Annotated in this window: 16 protein-coding genes; 7 read left to right on the plus strand and 9 right to left on the minus strand. The window is 64.2% G+C overall.

What is annotated here, in order from left to right; translation table 11 throughout:
- Positions 1–35: 35 nt before the first annotated feature.
- Together EYV96_RS06845 and efpL are read left to right on the plus strand one after the other, a co-directional pair.
- The gene (locus tag EYV96_RS06845; RefSeq protein WP_131150697.1) at positions 36–803 is read left to right on the plus strand and encodes an SDR family NAD(P)-dependent oxidoreductase; all 768 of its coding nucleotides are present in this window, start codon (positions 36–38) and stop codon (positions 801–803) included.
- Between the two features lie 106 nt (positions 804–909).
- Positions 910–1,473, plus strand: a complete 564-nt coding sequence (gene efpL, locus EYV96_RS06850; protein ID WP_131150698.1) for an elongation factor P-like protein EfpL — start codon at positions 910–912, stop codon at positions 1,471–1,473.
- A 373-nt stretch (positions 1,474–1,846) separates the two neighbouring features.
- Here efpL and EYV96_RS06855 read toward each other — a convergent pair whose 3' ends face one another.
- Both EYV96_RS06855 and EYV96_RS06860 read right to left on the minus strand, forming a co-directional pair.
- Positions 1,847–2,677, minus strand: a complete 831-nt coding sequence (locus EYV96_RS06855) for a hypothetical protein (protein WP_205746104.1) — start codon at positions 2,675–2,677, stop codon at positions 1,847–1,849.
- A gap of 145 nt (positions 2,678–2,822) precedes the next feature.
- Positions 2,823–3,365, minus strand: coding sequence for a TetR/AcrR family transcriptional regulator (locus EYV96_RS06860; RefSeq protein ID WP_131150700.1), 543 nt, complete (start codon positions 3,363–3,365; stop codon positions 2,823–2,825).
- Between the two features lie 260 nt (positions 3,366–3,625).
- Here EYV96_RS06860 and EYV96_RS06865 point away from each other — a divergent pair, with 260 nt between their 5' ends.
- Complete coding sequence (locus tag EYV96_RS06865) at positions 3,626–5,707, plus strand: FUSC family protein (protein WP_131150701.1); 2,082 nt, start codon at positions 3,626–3,628, stop codon at positions 5,705–5,707.
- Here EYV96_RS06865 and EYV96_RS06870 read toward each other — a convergent pair whose 3' ends face one another.
- Complete coding sequence (locus tag EYV96_RS06870) at positions 5,708–6,268, minus strand: ECF-type sigma factor (protein WP_131150702.1); 561 nt, start codon at positions 6,266–6,268, stop codon at positions 5,708–5,710.
- A 289-nt stretch (positions 6,269–6,557) separates the two neighbouring features.
- Between EYV96_RS06870 and EYV96_RS06875 the strand changes: the two genes are divergently transcribed.
- The 4 genes from EYV96_RS06875 (at position 6,558) to EYV96_RS06890 (ending at position 10,519) form a co-directional block, all read left to right on the plus strand.
- Positions 6,558–7,571, plus strand: coding sequence for an amidohydrolase family protein (locus tag EYV96_RS06875; RefSeq protein ID WP_131150703.1), 1,014 nt, complete (start codon positions 6,558–6,560; stop codon positions 7,569–7,571).
- 14 nt (positions 7,572–7,585) lie between these two features.
- Entirely contained in the window at positions 7,586–8,092 is a 507-nt protein-coding gene (locus EYV96_RS06880) for a hypothetical protein (protein WP_131150704.1), read from the plus strand.
- 209 nt (positions 8,093–8,301) lie between these two features.
- Entirely contained in the window at positions 8,302–9,579 is a 1,278-nt protein-coding gene (gene kynU / locus EYV96_RS06885; protein ID WP_131150705.1) for a kynureninase, read from the plus strand.
- 91 nt (positions 9,580–9,670) lie between these two features.
- Entirely contained in the window at positions 9,671–10,519 is an 849-nt protein-coding gene (locus EYV96_RS06890; RefSeq protein WP_165488617.1) for a TauD/TfdA family dioxygenase, read from the plus strand.
- Between the two features lie 3 nt (positions 10,520–10,522).
- On the opposite strand, the gene argH is transcribed toward EYV96_RS06890, so the two are convergent.
- The 6 genes from argH to EYV96_RS06920 are packed head-to-tail and all read right to left on the minus strand — an operon-like array spanning position 10,523 to position 16,968.
- Complete coding sequence (gene argH / locus EYV96_RS06895; RefSeq protein WP_131150707.1) at positions 10,523–11,818, minus strand: argininosuccinate lyase; 1,296 nt, start codon at positions 11,816–11,818, stop codon at positions 10,523–10,525.
- A 44-nt stretch (positions 11,819–11,862) separates the two neighbouring features.
- Positions 11,863–12,822: an N-acetyl-gamma-glutamyl-phosphate reductase gene (gene argC, locus EYV96_RS06900; RefSeq protein ID WP_131150708.1), complete on the minus strand. Its 960-nt coding sequence runs from the start codon at positions 12,820–12,822 to the stop codon at positions 11,863–11,865.
- 37 nt (positions 12,823–12,859) lie between these two features.
- Positions 12,860–14,176: an acetylglutamate kinase gene (locus tag EYV96_RS06905; protein WP_131150709.1), complete on the minus strand. Its 1,317-nt coding sequence runs from the start codon at positions 14,174–14,176 to the stop codon at positions 12,860–12,862.
- A 7-nt stretch (positions 14,177–14,183) separates the two neighbouring features.
- A complete protein-coding gene (locus tag EYV96_RS06910) occupies positions 14,184–15,284 on the minus strand; it encodes an acetylornithine deacetylase (protein ID WP_131150710.1) in 1,101 nt (366 codons plus the stop codon).
- Positions 15,285–15,316: 32 nt separating this feature from the next.
- A complete protein-coding gene (locus tag EYV96_RS06915; protein ID WP_131150711.1) occupies positions 15,317–15,763 on the minus strand; it encodes a GNAT family N-acetyltransferase in 447 nt (148 codons plus the stop codon).
- Between the two features lie 2 nt (positions 15,764–15,765).
- A complete protein-coding gene (locus EYV96_RS06920) occupies positions 15,766–16,968 on the minus strand; it encodes an argininosuccinate synthase (RefSeq protein WP_131150712.1) in 1,203 nt (400 codons plus the stop codon).
- Positions 16,969–16,993 lie beyond the last annotated feature (25 nt).

The following is a 16,993-nucleotide window of genomic DNA, read 5'->3' on the forward strand; positions in this document are numbered from 1 at the left end:
CATTAGCTCCTTTCGCATTCACAAAGGCCCCTCCCATGCAGCTCAACCAAGTCAAGGCCATCATCACCGGCGGCGCATCCGGGCTCGGACATGCCGTGGCGCAGCACATCGTGGCCAACGGCGGCCAGGTGGCGCTGTTCGACGTCAATGAGGAGAAGGGCCAGGAAGCCGCCGCCGGACTCGGCAACGGCGCCCGATTCTTCCGCACCGACGTCACCTCCGAGGAAGGCGTCAGCGCCAACGTCACGTCCGCACGCGACGCCATGGGCGGCCTGAACGTGGTGGTGAACTGTGCCGGCATCCTTGGCGCCGGTCGCATGCTCGGCAAGGACGGCCCGATGCCGCTGAACACGTTCGCGACGACGGTGATGGTGAACCTGGTCGGCAGCTTCAACGTGTCGAAGGCCAGCGCGGCCCTGATGCAGAACAACGAAGCCGGCGAAGACGGCGAGCGCGGCGTGATCATCAACACGGCCAGCGTGGCCGCTTTCGAAGGCCAGATCGGCCAGGCTGCCTACTCGGCGTCGAAGGGTGGCGTGGTCGGCATGACCCTGCCGATGGCACGCGAGCTTTCGCGCTTCGGCATCCGCGTGGCGACGATCGCCCCGGGCATCTTCTGGACGCCGATGGTTGACGGCATGCCGCCGCAGGTGCAGGAATCCCTGTCCGCGTCGATCCCCTTCCCGTCCCGCCTGGGCAAGCCCGACGAGTTCGCTTCGACGGTCGCCTTCATCCTGGGCAACCGTTACATCAACGGCGAGACGATCCGACTGGACGGCGCGGTGCGCCTGCAGCCGAAGTAAAACGGAGAACGGTAAACAGTAAACGGAGAAGGCGCGCATCGCTCTTTCCGTTCTCCGTTTACCGTTAACCGCCCAATTCACTACTCACAATTGACCATTCACCAAAATGAAAGCTTCCGACGTCAAGAAAGGCAACGTGGTCGAACACGAAGGCAACGTCTACCAGGTGCGCGACATCGAGCGCAGCTCGCCGACCGCGCGTGGCGGCAATGTCACGTTCCGCTTCACCATGTACTCGATCCCGGGTGGCCGCAAGTTCGACCTGAGCATGCGTGCCGACGACGATCTGAAAGAGATGGACCTGGTTCGCCGCGCGGCGAACTTCTCGTACATGGACGACGGCTCGTTCGTCTTCATGGATGCCGAGGACTACACGCAGTACCTGCTGCCGCCGGAACTGGTCGGCGACAATGCCGGCTACATCGTCGAAGGCGTCGAGGGTTACTACGTGCAGCTGATCGACGATGCGCCCGTGGGCCTGCAGGTGCCGACCAGCGTGGTGCTGACCGTGGTCGACACGGCACCGGAGCTGAAGGGTGCCAGCGCCACCAAGCGCACCAAGCCGGCCAAGCTCAACACGGGCGTGGAAATCCAGGTCCCCGAGTACATCACCAACGACGAAAAGGTGTGGGTCAACACGCTGACCGGCGAGTTTGCCGGCCGCGCCTGACGCGGCAGCACATCGAACGGAATGGCCCGCCTGGCGGGCCATTTTTTTTGCCGGTGGCGTGCCCAAAAAAGAGGCCCGCGGTGCGGGCCGTGCTCATGGGGATATCCCCAACATCATGAAGACCGGCGGGGCGTCACGTTGAGCAAGCAACGTGGGCCTGATCGTTGAGGGCCTGATCAAGCGGACCGGTCGCCATGACCAAGAACTTCACATTCGTGCCGGGAAGTTGGGGCGGGCTCGTTGCATCATGCGATGAGCCCGCTCCGGATGCTGATCTCGCCCGGCGCGCTGATCAGCTGGCGACACATCCGTGTGCCCAGCGCGCTCCTTGCGCTGAGGGAAGACGCCATCCATGCGCCTTCCTTCCATCTCGTCAGACAGCCTCGGCCAGCCCCATGCCCTGGCGTACAAGGGGAGCGCGCCCCTGCGCGTGCTCGACCTGCGCCGTCCAGAACTGCTCCCACAGGTCGCAATAGCGCATGCACAGCATCTGCACGCGCTGGTACTGATCGGGAGTCAGCGCCTGCGTGAGGATCAGCCACAAGTCATTTTCGTGGTCATCATCGAAGGCTTCGGCCGTGTCGTCTTCACTGACGCCGTGGACGAAGTAGTAACCGTCGTTGACGTCGATGCCCAGGGCGCGCGTGGCTTCGCGCAGTGCCGGACTGAAGAGGATCACCTCTTCTTCCGCCGCGGCGAGCAGCACGGTCACGTCCAGGTAATTGCCATAGCTTTGCTCGAGGTATTCGCGCACGACATGCGAGATGCGGCTGGGGATGTAACCCGTGCGCTCGTCCATGCTCACGCCGTAATCGTCCAGCACGTTCTCGAACAGCGGATAGTGTGCGTAAGCCGGATTGCCGCGGTAGTAACCGTCCGCGTCCAGGCCTGGCCTGAAGCCGAATTCGTCCAGGTCGTTGAGCGTGATCAGGAAGCGCGCCGCCAGTTTCGAACCCGGTCGCAGGCGAGGCTCAAGTTGACGCGACTGCAGCTGAGCCGCGAGCAAGGCGTCGGTGAAGATCTGCACGATCGCATGGCGATATTCCAGATGGATCGTACGCATGGCCTCGGCGCCCAGCGTTCCGCTGTTGAGCAGTGCAATGCCCGGGTGGCGCGTCACCGGATGCGTTTCAATGAGGCTCCGCAGGCTTTCGACGAATGCCGCGTTGCGTTCCCACAGATCCTGGGGAACGGTGGCCCGCATGGCGGCAATCGCCTTTTTACGGGGGTGATCGAGATCAGCCATGAGTGAAGGCATTGGTGAGTCCCCTGCGTTTGATGGCGTCCAAGCAAAACCAAACGTTTGGTTTTTTACCAGACGCCCGTTGGCGTGTAAAGCATCCCTTTGACTACAACAGCTTACGAATCTCCTCGCTGCACTGCTTCAGGGCCTGTTCCTCGCCCACGATCTGCAGCCAGATCACGGCCCCCTCGATCCGGGCCAGGGCGTCAGTGGCCAGTCGGTGGGCCTCGGCCTGACCGTACTTGGGCTTGAGGAGGTCGCTCACGAGATCGCGCCAGTCCCGGAAGAACTTCTGGATCAGCTCCCGGGCCTCGGCACTTTCCTGGAGGGCATCCGGCCACAGGTGCACCAGGGCGCAGACGCGGTGCTGGATGTAATAGCTCTCGACGGCGTCGATCATGCCGTCCAGGCGCTGCTTTTCGGTGAGGTCCGGACGACGGGCCTCGGTGAAGACGCCATCTTCGAACAGGCCGATGACGTGCTGGATCACCTCGATCAGCAGGCGCTCCTTGTTCGGAAAGTGGTGGTAGATGCTTCCCTTCAGCAGGCCGGTGGCCCGCCCGATGTCGGCCATGGACGTGCGTCGATATCCCTTGCTGCGAAACAGCGACAGCGAGACCTCGATGAGGTTGGATGGATCAGTCTTCATGAAGAGCCCTGGTCGAGTCAGATCAGCCTCCCCGCCCCGTCCAGGGGTTCGGCTCGGCGGCGCCTACTCTAAGCGATTGTCGGGACGAGAAAACCTTCGGCAACGTCGAAAAGTTGACGGAAGGGACCGTGGCGTCGATGGGATTCACCGGCCAGCGGGAAGACCCGGAACCAACCCGCCGGGCCAATCGCGTTTCCTTGCACCGATCTTCAGCATTTCTCGTGCATCATCTACGGATCGTTTAGGAGTGAACGTATCCCATGTCTTCCGGCGGCTATTCGCTTCGCGCCACGGTTATTGAAAGCCTGCTCACCACGAAGCGACCCGACGTTCCCCCTCGCGTGGTCCTGCGCAATACGGCGGCGGTGATCCTGCCGCTGGGCATCGGCGTGGCGACGGGGCATCCCGCCGTCGGGCTGGGCATCGCGGCTGGCGCGCTGGACACGATGTTCTCGGACCAGCCGGGACCCTACCGGCAACGCATCTGGCAGCTGCTTCTCGCCTCGCTGGCCGCGGCGGTGGCGTCACTGCTGGGCTTCATGATCGGCGACCAGCTGATCCCGATGTTGTTTGCCACGGCGGCCTTCGGGTTCTTTGGCGGTTTGCTGGTGGTTTTCGGCACCGACATCGCCCGCGTGGGCATGACCAGCATGATTCTGCTGGTGGTGACCGCCGCATCACCCACGCACTGGATCGGCGCGCTCAGCGGGGCTGCCCTGATCTTCTCCGGCGGTTTGCTGCTCACCCTGTTCTCAGTCGCGGCGTGGCCGCTCCAGCGTTATCGCCCCGAGCGCCACGCCCTGGCTCAGGTGTATCGCGGCCTCGCCACGCTCGCGCGGCAACAGGCGCACGACGATGCCGACGTGCCGGCCCTGACCGATGCCATGACCACGCTCCAGCACACCCTGCTCGGCCGCCACCATGCGCATGGCCGCGCCATGGAGGCCTTCGTGGTGTTGCTCGAACTGGCCGAACGCATCCGACTTGAACTCACGGCGATGGCGGAGCTTCGCACCAACCCGACCGTGCATGCGATGTTCCGCGGCGACGCGGCGCGCGTGCTGACGGCCATTGCCGATGCGCTCGAAGCAGGTGAATCACCACAACAGGCGTCGCGAGCCCTGCAAACCTTGCAGGCGAGCGAGAGCGCCTTGCTTGGCAGCGGCAGCCAGGGCGATGTACTCGGCACGCACATCCACGCGCTCTCCGGCCAGCTTGCCGCCGCGGTGCGTAATGCGAACTGGGCCGGCAGTCGCGGTGAACTGCGCGCCTCCGCGGCGGAAACACCGTTGCCCGCCTCGCTGCGCGGCGATTCGGCACGCGCGACGCTTCTTGCCAATCTCACGCCGAGCTCGGTGGCCTTTCGCCACGCCGTCCGCAGCGCCATCTGCCTCAGTGTCGCCCTGTTCATCGCGCGCAAGCTCAACCTGCCGCATGGCTACTGGCTGCCGATGACAGCCGCGATCGTGCTGCGTCCCGACTTCGCCGCCACGTTCAACTTTGGCTTCCTGCGCGTGGTGGGCACGATCCTCGGCCTGATCCTTACCACCGCCCTGCTGCATGTCAGTCCCCACGAACCCTGGGCGCACCTCGCCCTGATGGCCGTGCTGTGCATGGCCTTCCGTTACCTCGCCAGCGCGCACTACGGCATCGCCGTGGCGGCACTGACCGGCACGGTGGTGATCCTGCTGTCCTTCGAGGGCGTCAATTCCAGCGATGCGGTGATGGATCGCGTGATCAACACGGCCATGGGCAGCGGGCTGGCCCTGCTGGCATACGTGATGTGGCCGACCTGGGAGCGCGGACGCGCGCGTGCCGGCCTGGCCGACATGATCGACGCCTACGCCAACTACCTGCAGGTACTGACCACGCCCGATCGCCAGCATGACCGACGCGACGCGCGGACCGCAGCGCGAACAGCGCGTACCAACGCGCAGGCCTCCATCGACCGCATGCGCAGCGAACCGGCCACGCCGCTGCACCTGCTGGATCTGGCCAACACCCTCTTCGCCAACGGCAACCGCCTGGCACGCACGGCGATGACGCTGGAGGCCCTGATCGAAGATCACGAGCCGATGCCCGAGCCGTCCGAACTCAACACCTTCGTGAGCCATGTTGCGGACAACCTGCACGCCGTGGCCACCAGCCTGCGCGAAGATGGTGCGCCTGCCGAAACACCTGACCTGCGCAGCCTTCAGCGCAGTCTCGCGACACTGCTTTCCATGGCCGACGACAAGCAGACGGCAGGCTTGCTGACACGCGTCACCGATCGTCTGGTCGATAACGTCAACACGCTCGCGCACATCGTGGCGCGCAGCACCACGGCAAAAACGGCTGGCTGATTATTCGATGAGCTCGCGCTGCAGCCATGCACGCGCGACACGCCATTCGCGCTGCACGGTGGACGGCGAGATATCCAGGGCGGAGGCGATCTGCTCCGCGCTGAGCCCGACAAAGAAGCGCATCTCTACGATGCGCGCCTGGCGGGGGTCCAGCTGCCCCAGGCGATCGAGCGCGTCGTCGAGCGCGTCCGGCTCCACGTCGCCAGCAAGCGAGGCGGCGATATCCGTCAGATTGAGGCGATCGTCCGCTTGCGGGCGCTTGGCTGCCTTTCGGCGGCGCGCGGCATCAATCAACACCTGGCGCATCGCACGGGCCACGACGCCGATCAGGTGTCCGCGACTTTCGAGCTCCGGCGCCTGCTGCGTGCCGAAAACCTTCAGGTACGCCTCGTTGACCAGGGCCGTGGCACTGAGCGTGCGTTCGCTGCGATTCTGCCGCAGCTGATCCATGGCCACGCCGTGGAGCGCGACGTACATCTCGCGCAGCGCATCGTCCATGGCCTGGGCATCGCCGGCCTTGGCGTGGTGCAGTAGCTGGGTCACTTCGACGAGGTCATCCATGCGCTCACTCACTGGCTCAGCAGGATGTCTCGAAGCACCGAGCCAGGATGACGCGGGAGCGCGACGCGGAACCACGAGCCACCGTCGGCACAACCGCGTTAGCGGCGAGCGACCTGCACTGAATGGCCCTGACTGTCGACACCCCGGTTCCCCCTGTATCCGTCGCAGCGGTGGCGCGACGCACCACAAGTATAGGCGCGGTTCCGTTCAGCTGCGTGAAAGCCGGGCTGCGACCGCTTGCCGCGCCGCGACAAGTCACCCGAACGCTCAGGCCCTACACTCGCCGGATATGCTCAAGATCGATTCGCACGCGCACATCCTGCCCCGTGATTGGCCGAATCTTGCGGCCAAATACGGCAACGAAGCCTTTCCGGTGATGTCCCACAACGACGGACGCCACCGGATCTACAAGGACGGCAAGTTCTTTCGCGAGGTCTGGGATTCCGCCTTCGACCCCCAACTGCGCATCGATGACTACGCGCGCTTTGGCGTCGACGTGCAGGTCATCTCTACCGTCCCGGTCATGTTTTCGTACTGGGCGCCGGGCTACCAGGCCCTGGAACTACACCGCCACCTCAATGATCACGCGGCCGGCCTGTGCCGTGACTATCCGCGCCATTACGCCGGCATTGGCACCGTGCCCCTGCAGTCGCCCGAACTCGCCATCCGCGAAATGGAGCGCTGCATAGACGAACTAGGCCTGCAGGGCGTGCAGATCGGCTCGCACTGCAACGACTGGAACCTGGACGCACCCGAGCTGTTCCCCTTCTTCGAGGCGGCGGCCGATCTTGGCGCGGCGATCCTGGTGCATCCCTGGGACATGATGGGCGCGGCGAGCATGCCCAAGTACTGGCTGCCCTGGCTGGTCGGCATGCCTGCCGAACAATCCCGCGCAGCCTGTTGCCTGGTTTTCGGCGGCGTGCTTGAACGCCTGCTCCATCTTCGCGTCATGCTGGCGCACGGGGGCGGCGCCTTCCCGTGGAGCATCGGGCGCATCGAACACGGCTTCCGCATGCGCCCCGACCTCGTGGCGACAGACAATCCGCGCAACCCGCGCGAGTACCTCCACCGGATGTATTTCGACTCCTGCGTGCATGATCCGCACGCCCTGCGTTATCTCCTGGATGTGACGGGCGTCGAGCGCGTGATGCTCGGCACGGACTATCCTTTTCCCTTAGGCGAGCAACACCCGGGTAGCGGCATCGAGGCCCTGGGACTGGACGATTCGGCGCGGGCCCGGCTTTTCCACGGCACCGCACTGGAATGGCTAGGCTTGCCCCATTACCGTTTCGCATCCGACTGAGCACAGGACCCCGCATGAGCTTCTTGCGCACCACCTTCGCGGTCAGCGCCCTGCTGCTCGCAGGCGCCGCCACGGCAACCGACATCGACATGGCCGGCGGCAGCGTCCGCTTCCACACGCCCGATCCCTGGGTGGGCATCATGGAAACCCAGGGCGATCCGGAAGTGCGCGTGTTCCAGGTCCCCGACAGCTCGCCCACCGGCACCACCGCCCTCGCCCGCGTCACCGTGACGGTCAAGCAGGTGGCGGACGTCGGCGAGTTCCAGCAGTACATGAACCTGGCCACCAACAAGGCCAAGGCCCTGACCGGCTACCAGGCCGGCGGCAACATCGGCCCCAACAACTTCGCCTATTCCGCCCAGGAAAACGGCACCCAGTTCGCCTACATCGAGCGCTACTGGTTCAAGGAAGGCCGGGCCATCCAGCTGCGCTGCGTGCGCCCCGCGCAGAGCCAGTCCGGTGCGGCATGGAAGGCGGCATTCGACAAGGGTTGCGACGACATTGCCGCGCAGCTGAAGTAAGGCCGGCGGCTGACGCCGCCTGTGAATCCGCTCGCTGCGCGTCGCTGTGAATGGTCAATGGGAATGAGCGGGGCCCCGCGGTGACCCTTTGCCTAGCGCTTCCCATTCACCATTCACCTTTTACAGGCGGCGCAGCCGCCGGATTCACAAGTGCGCAGCGGCCGGCATAACGCTCTATCCTAGGTGCCTCTCCACAACACCCTGCACCCATGTCCATCGCCTATCAAGCCACTGCCGAATGGGCCAAGGCCCAGGATGCGGCTGACCCGCTGCGTGCTTTCCGCGACGAGTTCCTGATTCCGCCGCACGAGGGGCGCGAGTCGACTTATTTCTGCGGCAATTCGCTGGGGCTGCAACCGCGCGCCGTGCGCGATGCCATCGTGGCGGAGCTCGACGACTGGGCAGCGCTGGCAGTCGAGGGACATTTCAAAGGTCGCCTGCCGTGGATGGATTACCACGAATACGTTCGCGACGATCTGGCGCACGTGGTCGGCGCGCTGCCATCCGAAGTGGTGGCCATGAACTCACTGGGCGTGAACCTGCACCTGATGATGGTGAGCTTCTACCGCCCGACACCTGATCGCCACGCGATCCTCATCGAAGCGGGTTCGTTCCCCACCGATCGCTATGCCGTGGAATCCCAGATCCGCTACCACGGATTCAGTCCGTCGCTTTCGCTGATCGAGCTCGAACCGGACGAGCCCAATGGCACGATCTCGATGCAGGCGATCGAAAAGGTGTTGACCGAGCAAGGCGAACGCATCGCGCTCGTCATGCTACCCGGCGTGCAGTACCGCACGGGCCAGGTCTTCGATCTCGAAGCGATCACCGCGCTCGCCCATCGCCAGGGCTGCATGATCGGCTTCGACCTTGCGCACGGCGTGGGCAACCTTCCCCTGCAACTGCACGACCACGGCCCCGATTTCGCGGTGTGGTGCAGCTACAAGTATCTCAATGCCGGCCCCGGCGCGGTCGCCGGTGCGTTTGTGCACGAACGCCACGCGCAGTCGCACCTGCCCCGCTTCGCCGGTTGGTGGGGTCATGACAAGACGACGCGCTTCCAGATGGGACCGCACTTCGTGCCCACGGCCGGCGCCGACGGCTGGCAGCTGTCGAACCCGCCCATCCTGGCGCTCGCCCCGCTGCGCGCTTCGCTCAAGATCTTCCGACGCGCCGGCATGCATCAGCTGCGCGAGAAATCCCTGCGCCTGACCGGTTATCTGGAATGGCTGGTGCACACCGAACTGGCCGACGTGCTCGAAGTCATTACGCCACGCGAACCGTCGCGTCGCGGCTCGCAACTCTCGATTCGTGTGCTCGGCGGTCGCGAGCGCGGCCGGGACCTCTTCCAGTACCTGATGGATCGCGGCATCGTGGGCGACTGGCGCGAGCCGGACGTCATCCGCATATCGCCGGCCCCGCTCTACAACCGCTTCCAGGATTGCCTGACGTTCGTCGAAGCCGTGCAGGACTGGCACAAACGCTGAGCTGGCCTTCAGCGAGGCTTCGCGTCGCCCCAATGCAAGCATCAGGATGGCATGGCTAACGTGCGGATCATCCACGCCGACACGAATCGCCATGCCGCCCATCGCTTCGACGGACGCGGTCCCGGAACCTGAGTCGGGACACGCCGATGATCCGCCTGCCCCGGGCTTCCGGGGAAGCCTCACCGTCCAGCTCGCGGAGCGCCGTCCCTTCGGTCTCATCGTGACGCCCGGTCAGGCGCGATCGTCGATCTTCGATATCCCCACGCATCTTTCGCGCGCCTGGGTCCGTCGCTATCGCGTCGTCGTCCTACGTGGCTTTCGACATGGACTGGGTGAGCCTCCATCGCTGGCAAGCTTCACGGCGCAGTGGCTTGGCGAAACCAGCAGCCAACAGATTTCGATCCAGCATGTCACCCCTCTCACGCGACATCGCGCGCTGGACTGGGCGGGCGACGACCATCCGTCTGCGCCCGAATTTGTGCTCTTCGCTTGTCAGGAGACGGCGACGACACCGCGCTGCTGCACGCGATTCGTCGATGCTTCGGCCATCGCGCTGCAACTGGACGAAGCGACCTTTCATCGCTGGCTGGGTGTGTCGATCAGCGAATCGCGCGACCACGGCGTACACGACGGAGTGGCATCGTGGCCGTTGCTGGTGACCGATCCGCGCGATGGCGCGCCCGTCGTTCGCTATAAATGGCTCCCGCCCGGGCTCGATGGGTTACCGCGCGAACCCTGGCTACACGGCGCCGACGACGAAGCCGCCAGCCCGATCCGACGCCTGCTCCACGGCATCCTGCGCCTTCCCGTGTACCACTTCGTTCATGGCTGGGAGGACGGCGATGTGCTGATCGCGGACAACTGGCGACTGCTGCACGGCCACGACGCGTGGCGAAGCGACGCAGACACGCAACTTTGGCGTGCCCACGTCACCCGTTGACGGTCAACGATCCAGTGACGCCAGGCGCTGATGCAGTACATCCAGACACAGGTCATGACCCGAACCCGGCGATACGCGTGCCTCCAGGCTGCCTTCCGGCGAGCGACCTTCACCGGCGGACTTGGCCGTCTCGGCGGCGGCACGGTAAGCGTCGCGGAACGGCACGCCTGCCGCGGCCTGTTCGATGGCCACGTCGGTGGCATACATGGCCGGCTCGATTGCCGCACGCATCGCGCCTTCATTCCAGGCCATGCGCGCGAGCAGATCCGGCACCAGCGCGAGCGCGGCCAGGCCATGGCGGCAACCATGGAACAACGAGCCCTTGGAGAACTGCAGGTCGCGCTGATAACCCGACGGCAGTGACAGCAATTGCTCAATCTCCGTACGTGCCGCCGCCACGCTGGCATAGCTGGCGCGAAGCAATTCCACCACGTCGGGATTGCGTTTGTTCGGCATGATTGAACTGCCGGTGGTGTACTCGCTGGGCAAGGAGACGAAATTGAATTCGGCGGTAGTGAACAGCGACAGGTCCCAGGCAAGGCGACGCAGATCCAGCATCGCCGCACCAATCGCTTCGAGCACCGCCATCTCGAACTTGCCGCGCGACAGCTGCGCGTAGATTGGCGACACCTGCATGCGCTCGAAGCCGAGTGCCTTCGTCGTATGACCGCGGTCCAGCGGCAGGTTCACGCCGTAACCGGCGGCAGTACCCAGCGGATTGGCGTCGATCAGCGACGCCGTCTGCTGCGCACGCAACGTGTTGTCGATAAATGCTTCCGCGAAACCGGCGAACCACATGCCCGTCGAGGACACGACGGCGCGCTGGAGGTGCGTGTAGCCGGGCAGCGGCACGGCCGGTTGCGCCGCACGGTCCAGGCACACCTGCGCAATGGCGCGGCAAAGGGCTTCCAGTTCGCCCAGCTGCTCCTTCAACCACAGGCGCGTGGCGACCAGGATCTGGTCGTTGCGGCTGCGGCCGGTGTGCACGCGACGACCCGCATCGCCGAGTCGTTCGGTCAGGCGTGCTTCGATGGCCGAATGACCGTCCTCGAAGCGATCATCGAGCACAAACGCGCCCGCGCGGAAGTCGTCGGCCAGCACATCAAGTTCGCGCTTCAGCGCATCGGCTTCGTCGGCACTCACCACGCCAATGTTCGCCAGGCCTTCAACGTGCGCCTTGCTGGCGGTGATGTCGTGCAAGAAGAACTCGCGATCCAGGATGACGTCGTCGCCAGCCAGGAACGTCATGATGCGGGCGTCGATCTTGACGTCGGATTTTTGCCAGAGAGGTTGCGTCATGGGGGAGCCGTCAGGGGAAGGTGAAGGAAAATCGGAACGACGCGTCAGGCATCCAGCGGAATCGCCGTGAACTCATCGAAGCCCAATGCACGGTTGATATTCTGGATGGCCTGGGTTGCGGCGCCCTTCAGCAGGTTGTCCAGCGTCGCGACAATGACCACGCGCTTGCCGTCCGCCGAAACGGTGAAGCCGCCGACCTCCGCGTGGTGCTTGTGGGCGATCTGGCTGACCCACGGCGCATCGTCCAGCACCTTCACCAGCTTTTCTCCATCATAGGCGTGGTGGAAACGCGCCAGGATGTCTTCGCGCTTGACCTGGCGGGCCAGGTAAAGATTGGTGGTGACGGTGAGGCCACGGAAATGCGGCGCCACGTGCGGCATGAACTCCACCGGCACGCCCAGGTGGCGGCTGGCCTCCTTCTCATGCATATGGCCCGTCAGCTGGTACGGCATCAGGTTGTCGCGCAGCTTTTCGGGGTTGTTCTTGTCCGATGGCGTGGTACCCGCACCGGAATAGCCCGACACGCCAAAGCTTACCGGCGGCGCCGCCAGCAGGTCCTTCAGCGGTGCGATGGAAAGCTGGACTGCCGTCGCGTAGCAGCCCGGATTGCTGATGCGCTTCTCGCCACGCCACTTGTCGCGGGTCAGTTCAGGCAATCCGTAGTACCACTGGCTGTCAAAGCGATAGTCGGCCGACAAGTCGAGCACCAGGGTCTGTGGCGAGACCTTGTCGATCTCCGCGACGTACTCAGCCGCTTTGCCATTGGGCAAGGCAAGGATCACCACATCGGCCTTCTGGGCGGCCACGGCGGCGGGGTCGAGACTGGCGTAGCGAAGTTCGCCGGCGAAGCCTTCCATATGGTCGGCCACGCGTTGTCCGTCCAGTTCGCGCGAGGACACGAAGACGAGCTCGAGCGCCGGATGGCGGGCGATCAGGCGAATCAGTTCGGCGCCCGTGTGACCGCGAGCGCCGACGATGCCGATGGATTTCTTTTCAGTGGACATGGATGTGAACTGGCAAAAGTGAAAAGTGAGGTGGCTTTCAGTCCACCAGCGTCGGCAAACGCGTACCGCAGTGCGCGACGCACCATTCGATCGTCTTGAAGTCGTCGATGCCGTACCAGTAGACCTTCCAGCGCGGCTGCTTCAGGGCACCATCGCATTCGGCATCGTAGAACGGATTGACGGCATTGCCGCGACGCGAACGCCAGAACAGCTGCGGATTTTCCTCGCGCATCACCTGCCACACGGCGCGCCCCAGGCCTTCGCCCTGGGCGTCGTCAAGCACGGCGAATTTGTCGAGATATGCCAGGCCTTCTTCCTGCGTGAGGATCATCGCCGCGCGATAGTTCTCGCTCACGTAAATGCGATAAGGCTTGGTGCGCGAGAAGTAATCGGGCAGCAATGCGCGACCGAAGCTGGATTCGATCAGCGTGCGCATGCGATCCAGGTCGATGCCATCCCAGTCGTCGTAGCGCAGGACCTTTTCGCCCCGGCGCACCAGCGTGCCCGAGCCTTTGTGCGTAAACAGTTCCTTGGCCAGTTCCGACGGTCGCGTGATCGACACGGACGACGTCAGCGGCAGGCCGGACAACAGATCGGCGATCTGCTCGATCTTCACGCGCATTCCACCGTTGATCCACGGCTGCGCCATCAGGTGTTCGTACTCGGTGCTCAGGTTGATCGAATCGATCACCTTGCCCTTGTCGTCGAGCAAGCCGCCCGTGCCGGTAAGGAACACGATCTTGTACGGCTGCAGCATGCGCACGAGTTCGTTGGCGGCGAAGTCGGCATTGATGTTGAGGATCTGCCCTTCTTCCGTTTCGCCCAGGCTGGCGATGACCGGAATGGAGCCTGCACGGAGGCTCGCTTCGATCGGTGCAAGATTGATGCTGCTCACCTTGCCAACCAGACCGTAGACGTCCTGGTCCAGGTAGGTCGAGGTGAACACGCCCGACGGCACCGACGTGGCTCGCGTGTCCATCGTTTGCAGGGCTTCGACCAGGCGCAGGTTCTGCTCCTGAAACACCTTGCGCACGATGGCCAGCGCTTTCGGCGAGGTAACGCGCAGGCCGTTGACGGTCTGCTTCTCGATGCCGGCGGCGGACAGTTCTTCGTCCAGCTGCGGGCCCGCACCGTGCAGCACGATCGGCGTGAGGCCGACCTGCTGCAGGAACGTCAGCGATGAAGTCAGCGCAGGGAGATCGTCGCGCAGCACGGCGCCGCCGACTTTGACCACGGCGAAGCGCTTGGCATCGAGCTGCGAGAAGCGCTTGAGATACTGCTGGATCTCCTTGGCGCTGCCCATGCTCGAAAGCAGGCGGACAATGGTCTTGCGGGTTTTGGAGTCGGTGCTCATGGCTCCCTTATGCGCTTCCACGATCGATAATCCGGTAGATGGTTTGGGCGTAATGGTCGAGTTGGTCCAGCAACACCCACTCGTCGGCGGCGTGTGCCTGGGCGATGTCGCCAGGGCCATAGACGAAGGAGATGTAACCGGCTGCCGAGAACAGGGCCGCTTCGGTCCAGAAGTTCACGGCGTTGCCGACCGGAATGTTGAGTTCGTCGGCCAGGTCACGGGCGGCCAGACGACGGGTTTCGGCGGTCGCAGTGTCCCCTGCCGGCAGCGAATCGCCGCGGAAGGTTTCACCGAACTCCACCGGATGGGGTTCGACGAGCGTGCGGAAGGTTTCCAGCAGCTCATCCGGATTCATGGTCGGCAGCGGACGGAAGCCGAATCGCACGTCTGCCGTCGGTGCAATGACGTTGGCCTTGATGCCGCCTTCGACCTTGCCGATGTTGAAGCGCAAGCCCGTGAGGCCGCCAAAGCGCTCGTGCGACTGCGCGGCGACATAGTCGAGCGCAGCGGTGCCCCAGCGCATCGCCTGATGCACGGCGCTGTCGGACGGCTTCTGCTCGCCTGACGCATGACCGGCCTTGCCGGTGAAACGCATCTGCACCGAATGGATGCCACGGTGCGCCAGCACGGCTTCACCCTTGGTCGGCTCGGCGACGATGATCGCTTCGTATGCCGGCTTGTCCTTCAGGAAGCCCGCGATGCAGCGCGCGTCATTGGCTTCTTCATCGGTCGACAGCAGCAGCGCCATGTCGCCCGTGGTGGCATTGGCGACGGCCACCAGCGCGGCGGCAGCGCCCTTGATGTCGCACACGCCCAGACCGATGGCGCGATCGCTCTCCAGACGCATCACATGCGGGTCGGCTGTCCAGTGCGGGGAATCCGGCACGGTGTCCAGATGCACGTTGAACAGGTATTTCGGCGTGCCACGCACGGCATAGAGATTCACCGCGCCGGCGCCGAAATCGGTCACCTTCACGTCGAAACCCGGGAGGTTCGCGCGCAGGTAATCGAAAATGCCATCGGTGCCGATCTCGCGCGGCGGGTTGCGCGTGTCGTAGCTGACCAGGGCCCGCAGATGCTTGAGAGTGTCGTCGAGTAGTGCGCTCATAGGTCCGTCTTTAGTTGGCGTTGATCAGGGGGTCATCGTCGAAGTGTGTTGGCGTAGATGTCCGGCTTGTAGATTTCCATCAGCGTCTCCGGTTTCGCAGGAGGGGTGAATCCGTACTGTGCATACAAACTGTGTGCGTCGAACGTAGCCAGGGTGAAGCGGCGCAGGCCCTGCAGGTCGGGATGTTCGATCACCGTCTGCACGAGCTGCTTGCTGAAACCCCGCCCGCGCCAGGCGGGCAGGACGAACACATCGACCAGATTGGCAAACGTTGCGTAATCGCTGATGACACGCGCGAACGCCACCTGTTGGTGACCGACGAAGCCACCGAAGCAAAGCGAATGGGCGACGGACTTGCGCACGCGATCCAGTGAGATGCCACGCGCCCAGGTCGAGCCGTTACTCAGAAAATCGTGGACCAGGGCGAGATCGAGCTCGCCCTGGTCCGTGCTGATGCGCAAGGTATCCGTCGCCGTCATGGTCAGGCCTTGCCGCTGCGGTTGATTTCCGCCCACAGCGTGCTGCTCATGCCGAACAGCTTGATGAAGCCTTCGGCTTCTTCCACGCCCCAGTCGGCCGACTGGGCGTAGGTCGCACCCTTGGCATTGAGGATGTGCGGCGAACGCACTTCCACCGCTGTCACCTGCGCGCCGCTGGTTTCCAGCACGACTTCGCCGTTGACGCAGCTTTGGCTGGAGACGAGGTAGGCCTCCAGGTCGGTCTTGATCGGGTCGTGATAGAAGCCTTCGTACACGACTTCCACCCACTTGCGCGCCACGTCCGGCTTGAAGCGGTTCTGCTGCTTGCTGAGCACGGCCTCTTCCAGCGCACGATGCGCGGTGAGGAGCGAGATCAGGCCCGGTGCTTCATACACGATGCGACCCTTCAGGCCGATGGTGGTGTCGCCCGTGTACATGCCGCGACCGACGCCGTACGGGGCGAAGAGCTCATTGAGCTTCGCCAGGATCTTCGCGCCCGGCAGGGCCTCGCCATTGAGCGTGACGGCTTCGCCGTTCTTGAAGCCCAACGTGACCTGCAGGCTTTCGGACGGCCATTCGGAACGCGGCTTGCACCAACCGCGCGCGCCTTCGCCCGGCGCCTTCCAATGATCGATTTCGCCGCCCGAAAGCGTTACGCCCAGCAGGTTTTCGTTGATGGTGTAGCTCTTCTGCTTGGCGCGAACGTCAAAACCGCGCTCTTCCAGATACGCCTGTTCGTAGGCGCGGGTCTGGGTGTGTTCCTTCTGGATTTCGCGGATCGGCGCGACGATCTGATAGTCGCCCAGCGCTTTCACGGCGAGGTCGAAACGCACCTGATCATTGCCCATGCCGGTGCAGCCGTGTGCGATGGCCTTGGTGCCCAGTTCGGCGCAACGCTTGATGGCGGCGTCGACGATCAGGTAGCGATCGGACACCAGCAGCGGGTACTGGCCCTGATAGCCCTCGCCCGCCCACACGAACGGCTTGACGAAGCCTTCCCAGATCGCCGGACCACCATCGACGGTGACGTGGCTGGCCACGCCCAGTTCCTGCGCGCGCTGCTCGATATACGCACGCTCCTCGGCATCCACGCCGCCGGTGTCGGCAAACACGGTGTGCACGTTCCAGCCGCGTTCCTTGAGGTAGGGAACGCAGAAGCTGGTGTCGAGGCCGCCGGAGAAGGCGAGAACGATGTCTTTGCTCATGGCTTGCAGGATCCTGGGTCGAAAA

Source organism: Dyella terrae, from assembly GCF_004322705.1.
Classification (GTDB): domain Bacteria; phylum Pseudomonadota; class Gammaproteobacteria; order Xanthomonadales; family Rhodanobacteraceae; genus Dyella_D; species Dyella_D terrae.